Source organism: Paenibacillus sp. HJGM_3 (genome assembly GCF_045062745.1).
In the GTDB taxonomy this organism is placed as follows: Bacteria; Bacillota; Bacilli; order Paenibacillales; family NBRC-103111; genus Paenibacillus_AA.
This window is the reverse complement of the sequence record NZ_JBJGED010000022.1, coordinates 1-17,420: the sequence shown is the minus strand read 5'-3', so window position 1 is coordinate 17,420 and position 17,420 is coordinate 1. Positions and strand designations below refer to the sequence as shown.

The following is a 17,420-nucleotide window of genomic DNA, read 5'->3' as shown; positions in this document are numbered from 1 at the left end:
GAATGCAAAGCACCGAACCACGCGCAACCGTCTCGTTTTCCCTCATCTTACCTCCGGACGGGCGAACAAACAAGCAAATCTTACAGCCGCCGAATCAACCGCAGCAAATTGTCCACCTCGGGCAGCCAGCCTTGTGCGGTCGGCGCTTCCTGCAGCATTAATCCGGTGACGACGGAAAAATAAAGCAGCAAATGCGCCCGAGGGTCGCCTTCCCGGAAGTCCCCGGCCTGCTGGCCCTCGATGAAAATCGGCACCAATTGTTCCAGCACATCCTGAGGCGAATAACGGTTCACCCAGACTTTGGCCGGCTCCGGCACGTCGTCCGACCGCTGAGCGTGCTGCAGCAGCAGGAATATGTGCCGGTGACTCTCGTCCATCATCCTTCGGGTGAAATGAGCAAGCCGTTCCACAGCCGTGCCCGGCTGCTCGCGCAAGCTCCGAATGGCGGATTGTGACTCTTCGACGGCTTCCTGCACAAGCAGCGTGAACAGCTCCTCCTTCGAACGAAAATATCTGTAGGACAAGCCTTGACTGATGCCGGCCTCCTCGGCGATCAAGCTCATCTTCGCACCGGAGATGCCTCGCTCCGCGAATACTTTCAAGGCGGCTTTCTTAATCTGCTCCCGGCGTTCATCTAAGGCAGCGTCCAACGACTCGGTCATGCCATACACTCTCCCTATTTAAATCAAGATGAAATCGAAGCTTGCCGTACGTTCAGGTCCCACAGCCGCCGGGCGGCGTCCCGGTCCCGTGCAGGCGAAGAGGGCGTCGAGACGTTCATATCCGTATAATAAAGGCCGCTCTGTCCGGTCACGGCATCGGAATCGGACAGCCACACGAGCGTCTCGGCCCCTTTCTCCGGCGTGCGGGAGAACAGCTTCATGGCCGCCATGGTCAGCCGGGCCATCAGGCCGTTGTTTTGGTTAAAATTCGTCGCCACAAGACCCGGATCGAAGCAATACGTGTGGACTCCAGTGCCTTCCAGCCGTTGCGCGAGCTCCGAGGTGAACATAATGTTCGCCAGCTTCGTCTCCGCATAGCGGATCGTGGCCCCGCCCATCAGGGACTGAGGAAACCGATACAGACCTTCGGCGCCCGGATCGTCGAACCGGATCCCTTGCTTCGCCATCTTGTGGCCGTGGGAGGCGGTGTTGATAATGCGAGCCGTTCCGCTCGCCTGCAGCCGATCCAAGAGCAGGTGGGTCAGCAGGAACGGAGCCACCTGGTTGACCGCCCATGTCATCTCGAGCCCGTCCACAGTCGTTTGACGCGTATCGAACATGGCGCCGGCGTTGTTGATCAGAATATCGATTCTCGGGCATTGGGCTAAAATGATTTCCGCTACTTGACGGACGGAAGCGAGCGAAGACATGTCGGCGAGGAAAATATCTACTCTCGTACGCCCGCCCCCAATCGAGCGTAGCTCGGACGCCACTTGCTCCGCCTTCGCCCGGTTGCGGGCAATCAAGCCCAAATCCGCCCCGCGGGCCGCCAGCTCCTTCGCCGCCGAAAGCCCGATGCCGCTGGTTGCACCTGTAATGATCACATATTTGCCGTTCACTGTCCACTTCTCGGTGGATGGGGTCTTAACGTTTTGCATGGAATTATTCATGGATGGATTCCTCCTGTATATGCAGTTCATATTAGTGAATGAATGGTTCATTCATTTACATAGTAGAGGATACGATGCCAACTGTCAATCCTTTTTTTGCACGGCTTTACGCCACGTCCCCATCCGGCTAGAACAGCTTCGACTTCTCCGCCGCCTCGGCCATACGCCGCGTATAGCGGGAGAGCGGCTCCTTCAGCACCAGCGCTGCGATGTAGCATACGATCACGCTTAACAGCAGGAAGCTGATGTCCCGCACGACGGTTTTCGCCAGTATGCCGCCCACTGCTTCCCGCAGAGCGCTCACCGCATAAGTGAACGGCACGAACGGATTCAGCTTTTGGAAAAACGGCGACGCGGTGGTGACCGGGAACGTCCCGCCCGAGCTGGAGAACTGCAGGACAAGGAAGACGATCGCGAGCCCTTTCCCGATATTGCCGAATACGGAGACCAGCGTGTACGTAATCGTCACGAACACGAAGCTGATGAGCAGAGCGAACAGCAGGAACCAGCCTTTATGCACGACATAAGTGCCTAGAATAAAATAATTTCCGAGCGTCACGATCAACGCCTGCAGCAGCCCCACCGTCAGGAAAATCCCCATCCGGCCAAAATACACCTCGTGGCTTTTGTAAGCCCTGGGCGCAGGAGCAAGCGACGCCTCTGCTCCCTCGTCCACCTCCATCTTCAACAGAGAGACGAGCAGCATTGCGCCCACCCATAAAGCCAGCGTCGTATAAAAAGGCGACATCGCCGACCCGTAGTTCGGAATCGGGTACAGCGTCTGCTCCTTCAGTACGACCGGATTCGCCAGAAAGTCGCTCTCCTGCTGGATGTCCCGATGCAGAAAAGCGAGCAGCTCCGCGATCGACGCATCGCCTTGGTAACGGCGCACGGCATCGGCCGCGTTGCGCACCGCCGTCTCGAAGGCGGGAAAATCGGTGCGCACGAAGTCGGCCGCCTGATGGACCGCGTTCTCCACGTCGGGCAGCTTCGTGCGGTACAGGTCGGCGAGGCGCCGCAGCTCCTGCTCGGTCGTCGGCCAGTCGTTCCGGACGAAGTCGGCGGCCTCGTGCACTCTCTGCCCGACGCAGGGAAGGTCGTTCTGCAGGAACGGCCCAGCCTCGTTCATCACGTTCACGAATGCGCCCAGCTTGTCCTGCAGCCGTCGCGCCGCGCCCTGCACTCGGCTGTGAATTTGCGGCAGCTCCGCCTGCATCGCGCCGAACCGGGACCGGGCGTATTCGACCGCCCCCCGGGCGCTCTGAGCGAGCGCCTGCAGCTCCGGCAGCTGCGGTTTCAGCTGTTGCAGGCTGCCGGAAGCGTCGCGCGCCGCCGCTTGCGCCGCCTGCAGCCCGCCCGCCAGGGCGGGCGCAACCGCCGTGTCGAAGTCCTCCGACACGGCCGAGAGCGTGCGGGACGCCTCGCGCGACGCGGCGTCCAAGCGCGCCTGCGCGCCGCTCGCGGGGGCGGCCCCCCGCGCGAGCGGCGCGGCTACGGCGCGGGCGGCCTCGCCCTGCTCGCGCAGCGCGGCCTCGGCCGCCGCCAAGCGGCGCAGCGCCGGCTCGAGCGCGCCGGCGGCCGCATCGGCGCGCAGCGCCGCGAGCAGCTCGCGCGCGTGGCCGAGCGCGTCGGCGGCCGGGCCGAGCCGCTCCGCGCTCGCGGCCAGCGCCGTCGCCGCCGCGGCAGGCGCCGCCAGCGCGGCCGGGGCGCCGGAGGCGCCGCCCGCCGGCGGCAGTGCGGCCGCGGCGAGCGCGACCGCCTCCGCGGCCTGCCGCGCGAGCTGCGCGTTCAGCCGCAGCACCGGCGGCAGCGCCTGGAAGGCGGCCTCCTGCTGCGCCAGGAACGGCGGCAGCCGGTCGGCGTACGCGCCGCCCGTCGCGGCGAGCGCCTCGAGGCTCGGCAGCGCCTGCAGCACGTCCCGTACGGCGGTGTCCGCCTGCCCGACCAGGGCGAGGGGCCCGGCGAGCGCGGCCTCTACCCGGCCGAGCGTCTCCTCCATCGCCGCCGCGAGAGCCGCCGCCTGCTGGAAGTCCGGCAGCCGGTCGCGAACAGCCAGCGCCTCACGGGCAGCCTCCTCGATGCGCGGCCAACGCTCCTCCAGCTTCAGGATCGTGCCGCCGGCCTGATCGAGCTCCGGCAGGCGCGCTTCCAGCTGCACGAGCCGGTCGCCCTTCGCCTTCAGCTCCGGCAGCTTTTGCTCCAGGGCGACCGTGTCGCGCCCGATCGCCTCGAGCTGGCCGAGATGCTGCTCGAGGTCCAGCACCTTGGCTTCGAGCATGCGGATTTTGGGAAGCTGCTGCTCGTAGGCGTACCCCAGCTCCTTCAGCCGGTTCAGCACCGTCTCGCTGACGGTGCGGATGAACGACTGGCTGATCGTTTCCGTGACGCCGGCCGCACCTTTGGCCGTAATTTTGGGCGCGATGGCGCTGATCTTTTCGTTCACCGTATAGAGCAGCTCCGGCTTCTGCAGCGAGCCTTCTACGACCGTGGCCATTTGGCTGGAGAACGAAGCCGGTATGAGCAAGCTGGCATAGTAATCGCCCTCCTCGACCCCGCGCCGCGCTTCGTCCGCATCGACGATCGTCCATCCCAGCTGCCGGTTGTCGCGAAGACTCGCGACCACCTCCTCGCCGATATTGAACGCCTGACCCCGCACGGTCGCCCCGATGTCTTGACTAGTCACGGCAACCCGGATGCCCGAGGTGTTGCCGTACGGATCCCACATCGCCTCCAGATTGATCCACGCGTATAAGGAAGGCAGGACGGCGAGCGCCGCGAGCAGCAGCAGGCTCATCGGGGCTTTGAAGAGATTCCGCCAATCGGTTTTATAGATGGTAAACATGTTGCGCATAGTAGAAAGTCCGCCTGAACGTAAGTTTGAGATCGGTTAATACATTTCCCTATTTTCCCACGTTCCATGCGGTTCGGACCGCTTCCCTGCCGGCGCTTGCATGTATCCGCCTCCATCAACACTTTCTATCGGACCATAACAATCCTTTATCGGGCACGGAAGGCGCGAAGTGGTATGATGGGCAAGGGGAATTGTCCTTTAAACTAACGCAGGGAAGTGCTTGATTTTGGCTTTTTCATGGAAACGGAATTTGATTGTATTGTGGATCGGCACGTTTCTGGTCAGCATGGCTTACTCCGTCTCGGTACCGTTCATGTCGATTTTCCTGGAAGAGGATCTTGGCGTGACGAGCCACCTGGAAGCTTGGACCGGCGTAACCTTCGCGGTTACCTTCCTGGCCGGCGCTTTGATCGCCCCCTTCTGGGGCTCGCTCGCGGACAAGTACGGGCGCAAGCCGATGATGCTCCGGGCCGGCATTTGCCTGTCGTGCTGCTACTTTTTATATTTCCTCGTCGAGGGTCCTTATCAATTGATCGGCGCCCGCATCCTGGAAGGGCTGCTCGCCGGCTATATCCCTTCCGCGATCGCGCTGATCGCCACCAACACCCCGGAAAAGCAGATGGGGTATGCGCTAGGGGTAATCTCCACGTCGAGCGCCGCGGCGTCGATTATCGGTCCGCTGATCGGAGGCATCGTGAGCCATGTTGTCGGACCCCGCGATACGTTCGCACTGGCGGGAACCATGGTGTTCATCGCGTTCCTGATTTGCCTGTTCTGGGTGAAGGAGCCTTCCTTCAACAAAACGACGGCGAAACGGTCCTCGGTCGTGAAGGATCTGAAGGAAGCGGCCTCCAACCGCAGCCTGATGATCGCCTTCGTAGTCGTGTTCGTCACGACGACGTCCGTCATGGTGCTGGAGCCGCTGCTCACGATTTACGTGCAGAAGATCGGCTCGGACGCGTCGTCCGCTTCCTTGTACTCCGGCATCATCTTCTCCTCGGTCGGGGTCGCCACATTGATCGCAGCGCCTTGGTGGGGCAAGTACGGCACTAGGGTCGGCTATGAGAAAGTATTGTTCATCGGCCTCCTGGGCGGCGGGATCGGGAATATTCTGCAGATGTTCTTCCACAGCCTGATCGGCTTCGGCTCGCTTCGCTTCGGCTACGGCCTGTTCTTCGCCGCCGTATATCCGGCGCTCAACGCGTTCATCGCCGAGCGGACGGACCCGGCGTTCCGCAGCCGCGCGTTCAGCCTGAACCAGTCGTCCAACCAGATGGGTCTGCTGCTCGGTCCGCTTATCGGAGGCTTCACCGCCACGCAGGTACCGATTCCGGTCGTCTTCGCCATCACGGGCGCCGTGCTGCTGATCATCGCCGTGTTGCTCAAGCTCCCCCGCTTCTCGATCACGCGGGACACAGCACTCCCCACCAAGCAGCGCAATCAAGCCGCGCAGTAAGAAATAAATTCTGTGTTATAAGAAAAGGTTGTCCTCTGCAATTGCAAGCATGCAATTGCCGGGACAACCTTTTTTCAGAAATCTAATGAGTGCAATAACGGAAGAAATACGGATGAATGGTTAATCGACAGGCATCAGATGAGCCATATTGTAATTCGACTCGAACATGACGCTGGCACATAGCATGCTCTGGCGGACGGTATAGTCCATGTAGATCTCGCCGTGCGTCCAATGGGCCTTGTACGCCAATGATTCTTTGGCCACTCGCAGGAACGAGGAAATTTGCGTACCGGACAGTCCCTTTTGATGCTGCTGCTCGAACTTGCCGTCCTTCGCTTCGAACGGAAGATGGCGAACGCCGAATTTGCCGATAAGGTTGTTGCGGATTTGGATAAAGACGGTCCCGGAAGGGTGCAAGGACAGCTCATTGCGGAGTTGTTGAAACACGATGTCCAACTGCCGGGCTAGGGGTAATTGCGGTATGACCATGTACGACCTCCTTTCGTAGAATGATAGAGACGGATGTCGGATCTTGAAGTCTAAGGCCAAGTATAGAAACGGATTCTTCCTTATTCCACATAGTTTTACATATTATGACTATCTCCCCTGTAAAGTTCATACAAAAGGCCCATCCGTCCAAAGGGGGACGTTGGGCCTATCTCGGGCTATGTATGCCGGTCAATCTAAGAACCGAACGGGACAAATTCGGAGTTGCGCAGCTCCAGTATTTTGGACACCGGAATGCCGGTTTTGGCGTTGATCTCCATCACCGTGCTCTTCGGATTGGATTTAAGAAACTCCCGTATTTTCATAAAATACCGATTGTTCTGCGCCTGGCAGTCGTGGCAATATTCCGCTCTCTGCTGCACGTAGAGCTTGCCGCAGCCCTTGCAATTCGCTAATGTGGGCATATTGGGAATCCCTCATTTCTGACCTAAACGGGGCGGTCCATCTTGATCGCGGGGATGACACCGTTCGGCATGGAATGAAAAAACCGTTTCGAGATACCATTCGTATCTCCAGACAAGTTTTAGGGGGCAACTCTACTTCCATTATAGGCATTTTCCTATCCCGGTTGGTAGGGACTTGAGGCCTAACGGACAAGACCTACTCCTACGTAGACCGATTTCTTTCGACATGCTATAATTTACCTATTCCGGTTCGCATCCTACTTCTGGAAAAGGGGTCATATCATGTCTTGGTTTCAGGCCTTATCGTTCAAACATAAGCTGCAGATCGGCTGCTACACGCTTGTGGCCGTATTCGCCGCCGCTCTCTTGGTGCTCGCGCCCGGCCTCTTGTCCGTCATTGTCGCGGTGCTCTTGATCGGGGCCAGCTATCCTTTCATCAGCTGGTTGGAGAGAGCGCTTACAGACCCGATCGACAACATGTCCCGGGTGGCGCTTAACATCTCGAAGGGCGACTTCTCCATTAAGGTCGACGCGACGAGCAACGACGCGCTGGGCGAGCTCGGCCGGTCCTTCAACAAGATGATCGACAAGCTTCGCGATATTCTGAACGAAACGACGGGCATCGCACGCAGCGTCGCCGAGAATTCGCGGGACAGCAGCAGCAAGAACCAGAATTTGAAGCAAGTGATGGGGCAAGTGACCTACAGCGCGAGCGAGCTGGCCTCCGGCTCCCAGCAGATCGCCGCAGAGATCGAGCGCATGGCTACTGCCATTAAGGAAATCGAGCTGAAGGTGTCTACATACACGGATTCAACCAAAGAAATGAACACGAAGTCGGAGTCGATGCTGGTCTTGATCCACCAGGGCCGCACGGCGGTGGAGAGCCAGAGCGCCGGTATGGAGCGGAACGTGGAAGCGACCTCCACGCTGGCCCAGACGATCGATCAGCTGGCCAAGGAAGCGAACGGCATCTCGAAGATTACCCAGACGATCTCCGAGATCGCCGAGCAGACGAACCTGCTCTCGCTGAACGCCTCTATCGAGGCGGCCCGCGCGGGCGAGCAGGGCAAAGGCTTCGCCGTCGTCGCCCAGGAGGTGCGCAAGCTCGCCGAGGAGTCGGCGACGTCGACGAAGGCGGTGTTCACGCTGGTCCGCAGCATCGGACAAGGGATCGACAATGCGCTGAAGCAGATCAACGAGAACGAGCGGATCGTGCAGACGCAGACGAGCCTCATCCGGGAGACCGAGGCGGTGTTCGCGCGGATCGTAGACAGCATCCAGTTCATTACCGAGCAGATCGGGCAGTTCGCCTCCGAGAGCGAGCGGATGCTAGACAGCGCGAGAATGATCTCGACGACGATGGACAACATCGCCGCCATCACGATCCAGTCCGCCGCCGGCACGGAGAAGGTCTCCTCAGCCATGAACGAGCAGATCGCCGCCGTGGAAGCGATGGTCGGACAATCCGAGCAATTGGCCCAATCGGTCGGCCAGCTGCAGCGCACGATCCAGATTTTCCGGCTTCAATAAGCAAATAAGAACGAATTGTGTTAACGAAAGGCCAGGAACTCACCCCGCAGCGGTGACGTCCTGGCCTTCTTGTTCCTATTGTTCACATTCAGTTCATATTGGAAAGGTACCATTCCTTTTGTAGAACGACTAGGAGGAATGACCATGAGTAATCGAAACAGAAATGAACGAGAGCCTCACTCGAGGGAATGGGCTGTGGAAGCGCACGGACTTGTCAAAGTGTTCGGCGACAATCGGGCCGTAGATGGCGTGAATCTAAATGTCCGCGCCGGGACAATCTACGGGGTGCTAGGTCCGAACGGAGCAGGCAAGACGACTACCATCCGGATGCTGGCGACCTTGCTTCGACCCGACGCAGGTTCGGCCAAAATCTTCGGCTACGACGTGGAAAAGGAATCGCAGATTGTCCGTCAGTTGATCGGCGTGACCGGTCAGTACGCCTCGGTCGATGAGTCGCTCAGTGCGACGGAGAACCTGGTGATCTTCTCCCGGCTGCTCGGGCTAGGACGCGCAGAATCTCGGCAAAAGGCCGCGCAGCTTCTGGAGGAATTCGGCTTGACCGAGGCGGCGAAGCGGCCCCTCAAAAACTTCTCCGGCGGCATGCGTCGCCGGCTGGATCTGGCGGCGAGCCTCATTGCCCAGCCTCCGCTGATCTTCCTGGATGAACCGACGACCGGACTCGACCCGCGCACCCGCGGACAGATGTGGGATACGATCCGCCGGCTGGTCAAGACGGGGTCTACCGTCGTCCTTACGACACAGTACCTCGATGAGGCCGACCAATTGGCTGACCGGATTGCGGTGATCGATCGCGGACATGTCGTGGCCGAAGGAACCGTGGATGAATTGAAGGCGTCAGTCGGTACTTCCTCCTTGCACCTGAGGATCCACAACATGCAGGATCTCGCGGTTGCCCGGCAGATCATCGAACGTGTGCTCCAGGTTCCGTCCAATGTGTCGTCGGAAGCCGGGAAGCTCAATGCGCCGATGGCGAATGCGGACCGGGTCACCGATCTGCTGATCGCCCTGCGCGAAGCGGGCATTCCCTTGTCAGAGATCAGTGTGCAGAAACCGACCCTCGACGAAGTGTTTTTAACGATCACCGGTCATGGTGTGAAGGACAACGCGACACAGGCCTCCGATGCATCGAACCTAGTAAAGGAGGCTGCTCTATGAGTCATGCCATGACGAAGACCCCCATTCGACGCAAATTGAAAAACCATACAAGCTTCGGCCAAGCGGTACGCCATTCGTTAACGATGGCCTATCGAGGGCTTCTGAAGATACGCCGCACCCCGGAGCAATTGTTCGACGTGACCCTGCAACCGATCATCTTCACCCTGATGTTCACTTACATCTTCGGCGGCGCCATCTCCGGTGATGTACAAAACTATCTGCCGGTCATCATTCCCGGAATCCTTGTACAGACTGTCATTACGACCTCCATCGTCACGGGTGTCCAGCTGCGCGAGGATATGGATAAAGGGGTATTTGACCGCTTCAAGTCCCTGCCTATCGCCCGGATCGCGCCATTGGCGGGCGCCCTCCTGGCCGACACGATTCGGTATGCCATTGCCACTACGCTCACCTTTACGATGGGCTATATCATGGGGTATCGACCGGACGGAGGTCTGGATCAAGTCCTCCTCGCAGCGGTTCTTGTGATTGTTTGCTCCTGGGCCATCAGCTGGATCTTCGCTTTCTTCGGAGTAATCGCCCGTACCGCCTCGAGTGTGCAGGGGATCTCGATGCTCGTTTTGTTCCCGCTCACGTTCCTGTCCAATGCGTTCGTACCGGTCGACACCATGCCCCACTGGCTCCAGTGGTTTGTGAAGATCAATCCGATCTCGCACCTCATTACCGCCGTTCGGGATTTAACCAATTCGGGTACCGTAGGCTGGGATCTCACGATCTCCCTTATCGGTGCGGCTGTCATCGTGTTAATATTCGCTCCTCTCACGGTACGCGCCTATATGCGTCGGACCTGAGCTGATGTACGCCTCTGGAGCCCTTCAATCAAAATAGATGAAAAAAATTCATTTAATCAAAGTTCAGGAGGAAGTGGAACGAGCGTCGATTAAGCGTGTCCCCTCATTCGTGCGATGTCAATTCCATTCTCCCATGTGCCGTAGTAGCAAAAAGGCAGCCGAATGTCTCGGCTGCCTTTCCTTATACGTATGGAAACTTTAGATGCCTATACCTTCGATTCCGTCAGCTTCAGGAACTCCTGCACGTCGGCGACCGCCAGGTCGACGGCGTTCTGCCAGAAGTCCGGCGCGGTCAGGTCGACGCCGAGGTGCTTCTGCGCGAGCTGCTCCACCGTCATGCTGCCCGTATCCCGGAGCAGGGCGATGTACGCGTCCTCGAACCCCGCGCCTTCCTTGAGTGCGTGCGCGTAGATGCCGGCGCTGAAGAGGTAGCCGAACGTGTACGGGAAATTGTAGAATGGCACAGACGTGATATAGAAATGCAGCTTGGACGCCCAGAAGTGAGGATGGTACTCGCTCAGCGTGTCCTTGAACGCCCGCCGCTGGGCGCTGACCATAAGCTCGTTCAGCTCTTCGACGCTGAGCAGCCCGGCGCGCCGCTTCTCATAGAACTCGGTCTCGAACAGGAACCGGGCGTGAATGTTCATGAAGAACGCGATCGAGCGCCCGATCTTGTCCTCCAGGAGCGACAGCCGCTCCTCCTCGTTCGCGGCCTGCTTCACGGCCGCATCGGAGACGATCATCTCGGCGAACGTCGAGGCGGTCTCCGCCACGTTCATCGCATATTCCTGGGCGAGCGCCGGAATGTCGTTCATGACGTGCTGGTGGTACGCATGACCGAGCTCGTGAGCGAGCGTCGAGACGTTGTCGGCCGTATTGGCGTACGTCATGAAGATCCGCGTCTGTTCGCTGATCGGGAACGAAGTGCAAAACCCTCCGGGACGCTTGCCGCTCCGGTCTTCCGCCTCGATCCAGCGCTTCTCGAACGCCATGGCGGCGAAGTCGGCCATCTTCGGACTGAATTTGCGGAACTGCTCCACGATCAGGGTGGCCGCTTCGTCGAACGGATATGGCTTCGTCGTCGAGCCGAGCGGCGCTTCGACATCGTACCAAGCGAGCGATTCCAGGCCGAGCAGCTGCGCCTTGCGCTTCAGATAGTCGACGAAGACCGGCTTATTGCGCTCAATCACGTCCCACATCACTTGCAGCGTGCGGTCGCTCATGCGGTTGATGTCGAGAGGCTCCTTCAGGACGGCGCCCCAGCCCCGATGCTTGTATGTCTGGAGGCGGAAGCCGGCCAGTCGGTTCAGCGCATCCGCGCAAAAATCGCCCAGCTCGCCCCACTTGTCCTCCCACTTCCGGAATACGTCCGCTCTCACGGCGCGATCCGGGTTGGACAGCTTGTTGTGGGCTTGCCCGGCCGACAGCTCGACCGTCTTCCCGCCCTCTTCGAACGGAATTTTGAACTTGCTGACCGCCGTATTGTACAGCTCCCCCCAACCGTGATACCCGTCCACGGCCAAGTCGTTCAGCAATGTCTCTTGCTCCGGAGGCAGCTTCTCCTGCGCCAGCTGGCGGCGCTCCTCGAGCGGATACGCTACGGGGCGGAACGCGTCCCGCTGCAGCAAGTCCGTCCACGCCTCGTTCGGAATGTTCAGCAGCACTTGCTCGAAACGGGTCATAACCGAGCTGAATTGAGCGCCCATCATGGCGACGCGGCCGTTCAGCTGAATCGCTTTTTTATCGTTTTGATTTTCTGCCGTGAGGCAGGAGACGAAGGAATCGGCTTCCCGAATGCCCAGCAGGATCGTTTGCAGCGACTCCGCGATCCCAGCCAGCGTACGCTCCGGATCCTCGATCGGCTGAGGCAGCTGCTCCAGGCCGGCGAGAAACTCCGTCATCTGTTGCTCGAGCCGGTCGAGGAACTGCGCGAACGACGGGGAGCCGCTACCTCCCGGGAAAATCACATCCAGGTCCCATACGAGACTGAGCGGTTGCTTCATAGAATCTCACCTTTCCTTGTGCGGCTTATGTACCTTTTCATTAAACCACACTTCCGTTCGATTTCAAATATTGCGGTACGTGAACTGAAGTTGGACTTCCCTCTAAAGTAGTGTATAACTATAGTATTCTGTAGTTTTATGATTGGAGGCCTAATCGTATGAAACCATTGCCTATCTCCGCGGAAACGGCCGTCAAGCTGGCCAAGCGGCTCCATATGCCGATAGAGCATCTGATGCATATGCCGCAGCATATTCTGATGCGGAAGCTGGCCGAGCTGGCCCAGGAGGAGCAGGCCGTCCGCGAGCAGGCGAAGCCCGAGCTGCAGTCGCCCGACCCGGAAGGGAAGCCGGAATCATGATCCCCTTCCGGAACACGTGGCCTTACGAGACGGTCCGGGGCGACATCTACGTCCATGAATGCCCGTTCTGCGGCCAATCCAATGTCCTGCTGCCCCTGAAGACCAAGCACCTGCAAACGATTCGAGACGGTCGCAAATGGTTGATCGTCTTCCCCTGCTGCCATGAGAAGATCACCGCGATCGATGCGGATGCGGATTATTTGCTGGCAGACCGCCCTCTGCGGCAGGCTGCTCCATAGCGAGAGACCCACTGCCCGTGTCTTTTGTCCCGGCCGGGAAAAGAAAAAGAGGAAAAAAGACCCATCGTGTCGAATATCATCCTTTTGCGAACACAGTTAGGTCCTCGTTTCAGGAGCGAATGAACTTATGGATGATTATGTGATCCCGGTCACGAACGCTTGCACGCTCGTTACATTAAGTTATATCGCGTTGAAAATACGGAACCGCATCCTCGACGGGGCGATGGAATGGCTGGCCGTCCCGGTTCTGACCGGCTTATCGTCGATCCTGATGATGCTGATCCCTTTGCCAACCGACTTGATTATAAAAGATTTGCGCTTCATTCCCATCATGATGACGGGGCTGCGCTTCGGCTGGCCGCTAGCGCTGCTGTCCGCCATCTTGCCTGCACTTTACGCCCTCTGGCTGCACGGCCCTTACTTGGCCTATGAGCTGCTGGACGGCTTGCTCTTGCCTGCGCTGATCAGCGGATTGCTGCACCGGAAGGACGAACTGATGGCGAACGCGCACATCTCCCTCGTCCGCGGTTTGCAGGCTTGTTTGATCTTGTTCGTCTTCAAGCTGACGGCCGGCTCCCTGGTCTCCACCATCCCTATGTGGGGCTTCATAGCCATGAATGCCTATATGCTCTGCATCAGCGTCACGTGTGTCGCCGTGCTCATCCTAATGTACAACGACGAGCACAACCGGTGGCTGCAGCACCGCCAGCTGGAGCTCGAGGCCAACCAGGACCGGCTGACGATGCTCCCGAATCTGCGCGGATTCACGGAGATCGCCTCCAGCATGCTGCAAAAGCGGCCCATCAGCGTGCTCATGATCGACATCGACAACTTCAAGAACTACAACGACACGCTTGGCCATCTGCAGGGCGACCGTCTCCTGCGGGAAGTCGGCCAGCTGCTGCGCCAGTCCGTCGGCGAGCAGGATTACGTGGCCCGCTACGGCGGCGAGGAATTCGTCGTGATGTGCCACTCCACCGACTTCCGTATGATCGCCTTCCTCGCCCAGCGGCTCTGCCGCGCGGTGGAGGAGTATCCGTTCGAGGGCCGGGAATGCCAGCCGAGCGGGACAATCTCGATCTCTATCGGCGTCTCGATCGCCGGCACGCCGGGCGACGACCTGATGCGCCTGCTGTCGAAGGCGGATCAGGCGCTCTACGCCTCCAAGCGCAGCGGGAAAAACCGCTACACGTTCTATGAGCTGCCGGCCGAGACCGCTACCTCGGCCCGGTGAAGGAAAAGCCCAAAGGATGCAATCATCCTTTGGGCTTTTCCTTCATTTCGTCCGGCAGCTCCATCTTGTCGGCCAGCATGTCTTCGCGGGTCACGACCCACTGTTCGCGGCAAGCGCGAATCATAGCCGCGTCCATAATCTTCTTGTCGTTGATAACGCGGCCGAACCAGCGAATCGCTTCGCCATACCGCTTCAACCTCCGGTTCAGCTCACCCATCAAGTACATGAGGCGGGCGTTGTTCATGTTGTCCTCTTCGCCTTCGAACACGCGCACGTAGGCGTCGAGCGCATGCTCGAGGAAGCGGTTCTCCTGCTCCCTGTCGCCCTTCTCCCGGTACAACCAGGCGATATGATGCAGCAGGCCCGCAATGATCCGGCTCCGTTCGTTTTTCACCTGAGCGGACAGGAGCGCGAGCTTGAACGTTTGCATCGCCGTCGCCCAATCCCGATCCCCGCCGAACTCGCGGGCGGACCAATTTTTGCCGAAGCGGTCGTAGTACTCTTCCTTCTGCTTCGGCGTCATCCGATCCGAGAAGTTCTCGGTCGACGAGAACCCGCAGTACGGGCACACCCGCACGACATAATACTCCGGATTGATCTCCTTGTAATGGACGCAAAAATCCGTATCCGTCCCTTTGGATTTCTTGAAGCTGGGCCGCACGCGCGAGGTTTGGAACTCTTGCTCGCAGCAAATGCACTTGACCTTGATCTGATACAGGGGGGCGATTTCCACGAAAGAAGCCTTCCTTTCACGTACAGATTGACGACGCCGGGCGCCTCTAGTACGTATTCACAAAATGATGCGCCGGCCCGCTCAGCCGCGTCAGCACGACCTTCTGCAGGTCCTCCTCGAGTCCGATGGTTCGAAGCGCCTTCTCCATGCAGGAGAGCCACGCTTCCGCCCGCTCCGGGGTGATCGGGAACGGCATGTGCCGGGCCCGCATCATGGGGTGGCCGAATTGATCCGAGTATAGCGAGGGTCCCCCGAAGAATTGGGTCAGGAACATATATTGCTTCTCCATGACCGGGGTGATGTCCTCGGGGAAGAGCGGTCCGATGCCAGGATGCGCCTTCACCTCGGGGTAAAACGCCTCGACCAGCTTGCGCACGCCTTCCGCGCCGCCTATCGCTTCATATATCGTTAAGTCATGCTGTTCGGATGTCATAGTTCCTTGCTCCTGCCTGTTAGTCTGTTCTACCCATCATTATACAATAGAAAAATAAAACGATGCTATCCTTTCTCGCGAAAAGACAGCACCGCATGCATGTGATGGCCGGATAGGCGATCATCCTTAGTTCTCCATATCCTCCTCCGCTGAGCTCATCAATGTTTCCTTAATGACAAAAACGAAGGCACATACGATTAACCCCGCTACCACGCTCATCATAGGCATCACTCCGTCGGCTTTTTTTTACAGATTCAGAACGGGTTACCTTCTTGAAAAAGGGCTGCTGAATCGGCATAAAAACCTGCCTCAAACGATGAATCCGCTTCTTCGACTTCCGTCGAGAGGAGCTACTTATATTGTACCACAAATGAACCGAAAATTCAGCAAATGCCCAATATTTTGTATTCGTTTTCATTGACCGTTTGTCCGCATGACGCCGGGCTTGCCCACATATATGTTAAGGAGGTAGTCCAACGATTTCGTTTTTCCGGGAGGACATTCCATGCTAACGCTACGGCACTGGTCGACAACGCTCGTCGCGGCTCTGTTCGCCGCCCTATTCGGTCTGATGCTGATCTATCCCGGCGAGGGGTGGAAGGCGGCGATGGAAGGCGTCTCCATCTGGTGGGACATCCTGTTCCCGGCCTTGTTCCCGTTCTTCGTCATCTCGGAGCTGATGCTCGGCTTCGGGATCGTGCATTTCTTCGGCACCCTACTCGATCCGCTGATGCGCCCTCTGTTCCGTGTGCCCGGCATAGGCGGCTTCGTCTTGGCGATGGGGTTCGCCTCCGGCTATCCGGTCGGCGCCCGGTTGACCTCCCAGCTGTGGGACCAGCGGCTCGTCACGCGCGACGAGGGCGAACGGCTCGTCGCGTTCACCACCTCGTCGGACCCGATCTTCCTGATCGGCGCCGTGTCCGTCGGGTTTTTCCACGATGTAAGCTTGGCCGTCATCCTCGGGGTCGCCCATTATGGCGCTTCGCTCGTCATCGGTTTCCTGATGCGGTTCCACGGCAGCCGGCAGTCGTTCGTAGCGCCACTGCAGCCGCTCAAGGGCAAGGCCGGGCCGGGCCTGACCTGGCGGGCGCTGGCCGCTATGCATCAAGCCCGCATTCGCGACGGGCGCGCCTTCGGCATTATGCTGACGGATGCGGTGCAGTCATCGCTGCGGCTCATTCTCGTAGTCGGCGGCTTGGTCGTGTTCTTTTGCGTCATCCTGGAGATGATGAGCATCACGCACGTAATGAGCCGTCTTGCCGATGCGATCGCCTGGCTGCTGCGCGGCGTCGGTCTCCCTCGCGAGCTCGCCCAGCCGTTCATAAACGGCTTGGCCGAGGTGACGCTCGGAGCCCGTTCGGCGGCCGACGCCGGCGCACACGTGCTCTTGCCGCACAAGGTGGCGGCGGCCGCGTTCATCTTGTCGTGGGGCGGCCTCTGCGTCCATGCGCAAATCGTCAGCCTCCTGAACCGCACGAATTTGCGCTACGGCCCCTTTGTCGCTTCGCGGGCTATTCATGCGATTCTCGCCACCTTGCTCGTCTACATGCTGTGGACGCCGCTTCAGCCCCTGCGGCACACGATGCTGAACGTGAGCGTCTCTCTGGGATTCCCAGTGGGTGCGGAGAAGGTTGCGGGTCACGTTGCCGGAGACACTGGAAATCAAGCAGGAGGGATTAGCGGAGACTTGGTCGGCGGGCATGAATTAGCTGGCGAGCTGGCGCCGTGGTTCATAGCCTCGCCGCTTGTGCTTCCATGGCTCTTGCTGCTGGCGCTCCTGGTGATTAGGCTGCTGTACGCTTTTGTGCGACCTGTGTTCCGGGGCGTCTCCCGCATGCTCGGGCCCCCCGAGCGGTAGCGTTCGCCCAAATTCACGGGTCCCGATTCCCCAATTGGCATGACTTGTCCCATTGTGTCTTGAGGCGGAATTGATTATGATGAGACTATGTGTTTAGAGAAACCCCACAAGGTGAAGGGGAGAGCCCATAGTGAAATATAACGTAGTCCACCGCGGCGACGCCATTTCGGTACAGACGAAAGACCGCTTCCACGAGCTGGCGGCCGGCCGGGG

At 59.1% G+C, this 17,420-nt stretch carries 16 protein-coding genes; 8 read left to right on the top strand and 8 right to left on the bottom strand.

Going from position 1 to position 17,420, the window contains the following annotated elements; all coding sequences use genetic code 11:
- Window positions 1-80: 80 nt before the first annotated feature.
- The 3 genes from ACI5FR_RS22250 to ACI5FR_RS22240 all read right to left on the bottom strand — a co-directional run bounded on the left by ACI5FR_RS22250 (window position 81) and on the right by ACI5FR_RS22240 (window position 4,463).
- Window positions 81-662, bottom strand: a complete 582-nt coding sequence (locus ACI5FR_RS22250; protein ID WP_405458409.1) for a TetR/AcrR family transcriptional regulator — start codon at window positions 660-662, stop codon at window positions 81-83.
- Between the two features lie 23 nt (window positions 663-685).
- Window positions 686-1,612, bottom strand: coding sequence for an SDR family oxidoreductase (locus ACI5FR_RS22245; RefSeq protein WP_405458407.1), 927 nt, complete (start codon window positions 1,610-1,612; stop codon window positions 686-688).
- Between the two features lie 127 nt (window positions 1,613-1,739).
- The gene (locus tag ACI5FR_RS22240; RefSeq protein ID WP_405458406.1) at window positions 1,740-4,463 is read right to left on the bottom strand and encodes a YhgE/Pip domain-containing protein; all 2,724 of its coding nucleotides are present in this window, start codon (window positions 4,461-4,463) and stop codon (window positions 1,740-1,742) included.
- Window positions 4,464-4,689: 226 nt separating this feature from the next.
- On the opposite strand from ACI5FR_RS22240, the gene ACI5FR_RS22235 reads away from it, so the two are divergent.
- Complete coding sequence (locus ACI5FR_RS22235; protein ID WP_405458403.1) at window positions 4,690-5,919, top strand: MFS transporter; 1,230 nt, start codon at window positions 4,690-4,692, stop codon at window positions 5,917-5,919.
- Between the two features lie 120 nt (window positions 5,920-6,039).
- Here the strand turns inward: ACI5FR_RS22235 and ACI5FR_RS22230 are convergent, their stop codons facing one another.
- Both ACI5FR_RS22230 and ACI5FR_RS22225 read right to left on the bottom strand, forming a co-directional pair.
- A complete protein-coding gene (locus ACI5FR_RS22230; protein WP_405458402.1) occupies window positions 6,040-6,408 on the bottom strand; it encodes an O-methyltransferase in 369 nt (122 codons plus the stop codon).
- A 194-nt stretch (window positions 6,409-6,602) separates the two neighbouring features.
- A complete protein-coding gene (locus ACI5FR_RS22225) occupies window positions 6,603-6,830 on the bottom strand; it encodes a hypothetical protein (protein ID WP_405458401.1) in 228 nt (75 codons plus the stop codon).
- Between the two features lie 282 nt (window positions 6,831-7,112).
- On the opposite strand from ACI5FR_RS22225, the gene ACI5FR_RS22220 reads away from it, so the two are divergent.
- From ACI5FR_RS22220 to ACI5FR_RS22210, 3 genes are all read left to right on the top strand, one after another.
- On the top strand, window positions 7,113-8,360 hold the full coding sequence (locus ACI5FR_RS22220; RefSeq protein ID WP_405458399.1) for a methyl-accepting chemotaxis protein: 1,248 nt from the start codon (window positions 7,113-7,115) through the stop codon (window positions 8,358-8,360).
- A gap of 144 nt (window positions 8,361-8,504) precedes the next feature.
- On the top strand, window positions 8,505-9,536 hold the full coding sequence (locus ACI5FR_RS22215) for an ATP-binding cassette domain-containing protein (RefSeq protein WP_405458397.1): 1,032 nt from the start codon (window positions 8,505-8,507) through the stop codon (window positions 9,534-9,536).
- Window positions 9,533-10,348, top strand: a complete 816-nt coding sequence (locus tag ACI5FR_RS22210) for an ABC transporter permease (protein ID WP_405458396.1) — start codon at window positions 9,533-9,535, stop codon at window positions 10,346-10,348. The genes ACI5FR_RS22215 and ACI5FR_RS22210 overlap by 4 nt, the downstream gene beginning before the upstream one ends.
- A gap of 206 nt (window positions 10,349-10,554) precedes the next feature.
- Here the strand turns inward: ACI5FR_RS22210 and ACI5FR_RS22205 are convergent, their stop codons facing one another.
- On the bottom strand, window positions 10,555-12,351 hold the full coding sequence (locus tag ACI5FR_RS22205) for a M3 family oligoendopeptidase (RefSeq protein ID WP_405458394.1): 1,797 nt from the start codon (window positions 12,349-12,351) through the stop codon (window positions 10,555-10,557).
- A gap of 158 nt (window positions 12,352-12,509) precedes the next feature.
- Here ACI5FR_RS22205 and ACI5FR_RS22200 point away from each other — a divergent pair, with 158 nt between their 5' ends.
- The 3 genes from ACI5FR_RS22200 to ACI5FR_RS22190 all read left to right on the top strand — a co-directional run bounded on the left by ACI5FR_RS22200 (window position 12,510) and on the right by ACI5FR_RS22190 (window position 14,183).
- Window positions 12,510-12,710, top strand: a complete 201-nt coding sequence (locus ACI5FR_RS22200) for a YycC family protein (protein WP_405458393.1) — start codon at window positions 12,510-12,512, stop codon at window positions 12,708-12,710.
- Window positions 12,707-12,949 (top strand): hypothetical protein, encoded by a 243-nt coding sequence (locus ACI5FR_RS22195; protein WP_405458391.1) that lies wholly within the window; start codon window positions 12,707-12,709, stop codon window positions 12,947-12,949. The genes ACI5FR_RS22200 and ACI5FR_RS22195 overlap by 4 nt, the downstream gene beginning before the upstream one ends.
- 127 nt (window positions 12,950-13,076) lie before the next feature.
- The gene (locus ACI5FR_RS22190) at window positions 13,077-14,183 is read left to right on the top strand and encodes a diguanylate cyclase (RefSeq protein WP_405458389.1); all 1,107 of its coding nucleotides are present in this window, start codon (window positions 13,077-13,079) and stop codon (window positions 14,181-14,183) included.
- Between the two features lie 22 nt (window positions 14,184-14,205).
- Here the strand turns inward: ACI5FR_RS22190 and ACI5FR_RS22185 are convergent, their stop codons facing one another.
- Window positions 14,206-14,916, bottom strand: a complete 711-nt coding sequence (locus tag ACI5FR_RS22185) for a DUF2225 domain-containing protein (protein ID WP_405458388.1) — start codon at window positions 14,914-14,916, stop codon at window positions 14,206-14,208.
- A 46-nt stretch (window positions 14,917-14,962) separates the two neighbouring features.
- Entirely contained in the window at window positions 14,963-15,349 is a 387-nt protein-coding gene (locus ACI5FR_RS22180; RefSeq protein ID WP_405458385.1) for a globin domain-containing protein, read from the bottom strand.
- A 505-nt stretch (window positions 15,350-15,854) separates the two neighbouring features.
- On the opposite strand from ACI5FR_RS22180, the gene ylbJ reads away from it, so the two are divergent.
- Window positions 15,855-17,207: a sporulation integral membrane protein YlbJ gene (ylbJ, locus tag ACI5FR_RS22175; protein ID WP_405458383.1), complete on the top strand. Its 1,353-nt coding sequence runs from the start codon at window positions 15,855-15,857 to the stop codon at window positions 17,205-17,207.
- Window positions 17,208-17,420: the final 213 nt, after the last annotated feature.

Excerpts from the sequence above, each read along its gene's own strand:
- ACI5FR_RS22250 (WP_405458409.1), bottom strand. The coding sequence starts at position 662 with ATGACCGAGTCGTTGGACGCTGCCTTAGATGAACGCCGGGAGCAGATT.
- ACI5FR_RS22245 (WP_405458407.1), bottom strand. The coding sequence starts at position 1,612 with ATGAATAATTCCATGCAAAACGTTAAGACCCCATCCACCGAGAAGTGG.
- ACI5FR_RS22240 (WP_405458406.1), bottom strand. The coding sequence starts at position 4,463 with ATGCGCAACATGTTTACCATCTATAAAACCGATTGGCGGAATCTCTTC.
- ACI5FR_RS22230 (WP_405458402.1), bottom strand. The coding sequence starts at position 6,408 with ATGGTCATACCGCAATTACCCCTAGCCCGGCAGTTGGACATCGTGTTT.
- ACI5FR_RS22225 (WP_405458401.1), bottom strand. The coding sequence starts at position 6,830 with ATGCCCACATTAGCGAATTGCAAGGGCTGCGGCAAGCTCTACGTGCAG.
- ACI5FR_RS22220 (WP_405458399.1), top strand. The coding sequence starts at position 7,113 with ATGTCTTGGTTTCAGGCCTTATCGTTCAAACATAAGCTGCAGATCGGC.
- ACI5FR_RS22215 (WP_405458397.1), top strand. The coding sequence starts at position 8,505 with ATGAGTAATCGAAACAGAAATGAACGAGAGCCTCACTCGAGGGAATGG.
- ACI5FR_RS22210 (WP_405458396.1), top strand. The coding sequence starts at position 9,533 with ATGAGTCATGCCATGACGAAGACCCCCATTCGACGCAAATTGAAAAAC.
- ACI5FR_RS22205 (WP_405458394.1), bottom strand. The coding sequence starts at position 12,351 with ATGAAGCAACCGCTCAGTCTCGTATGGGACCTGGATGTGATTTTCCCG.
- ACI5FR_RS22200 (WP_405458393.1), top strand. The coding sequence starts at position 12,510 with ATGAAACCATTGCCTATCTCCGCGGAAACGGCCGTCAAGCTGGCCAAG.
- ACI5FR_RS22195 (WP_405458391.1), top strand. The coding sequence starts at position 12,707 with ATGATCCCCTTCCGGAACACGTGGCCTTACGAGACGGTCCGGGGCGAC.
- ACI5FR_RS22190 (WP_405458389.1), top strand. The coding sequence starts at position 13,077 with ATGGATGATTATGTGATCCCGGTCACGAACGCTTGCACGCTCGTTACA.
- ACI5FR_RS22180 (WP_405458385.1), bottom strand. The coding sequence starts at position 15,349 with ATGACATCCGAACAGCATGACTTAACGATATATGAAGCGATAGGCGGC.
- ylbJ (WP_405458383.1), top strand. The coding sequence starts at position 15,855 with ATGCTAACGCTACGGCACTGGTCGACAACGCTCGTCGCGGCTCTGTTC.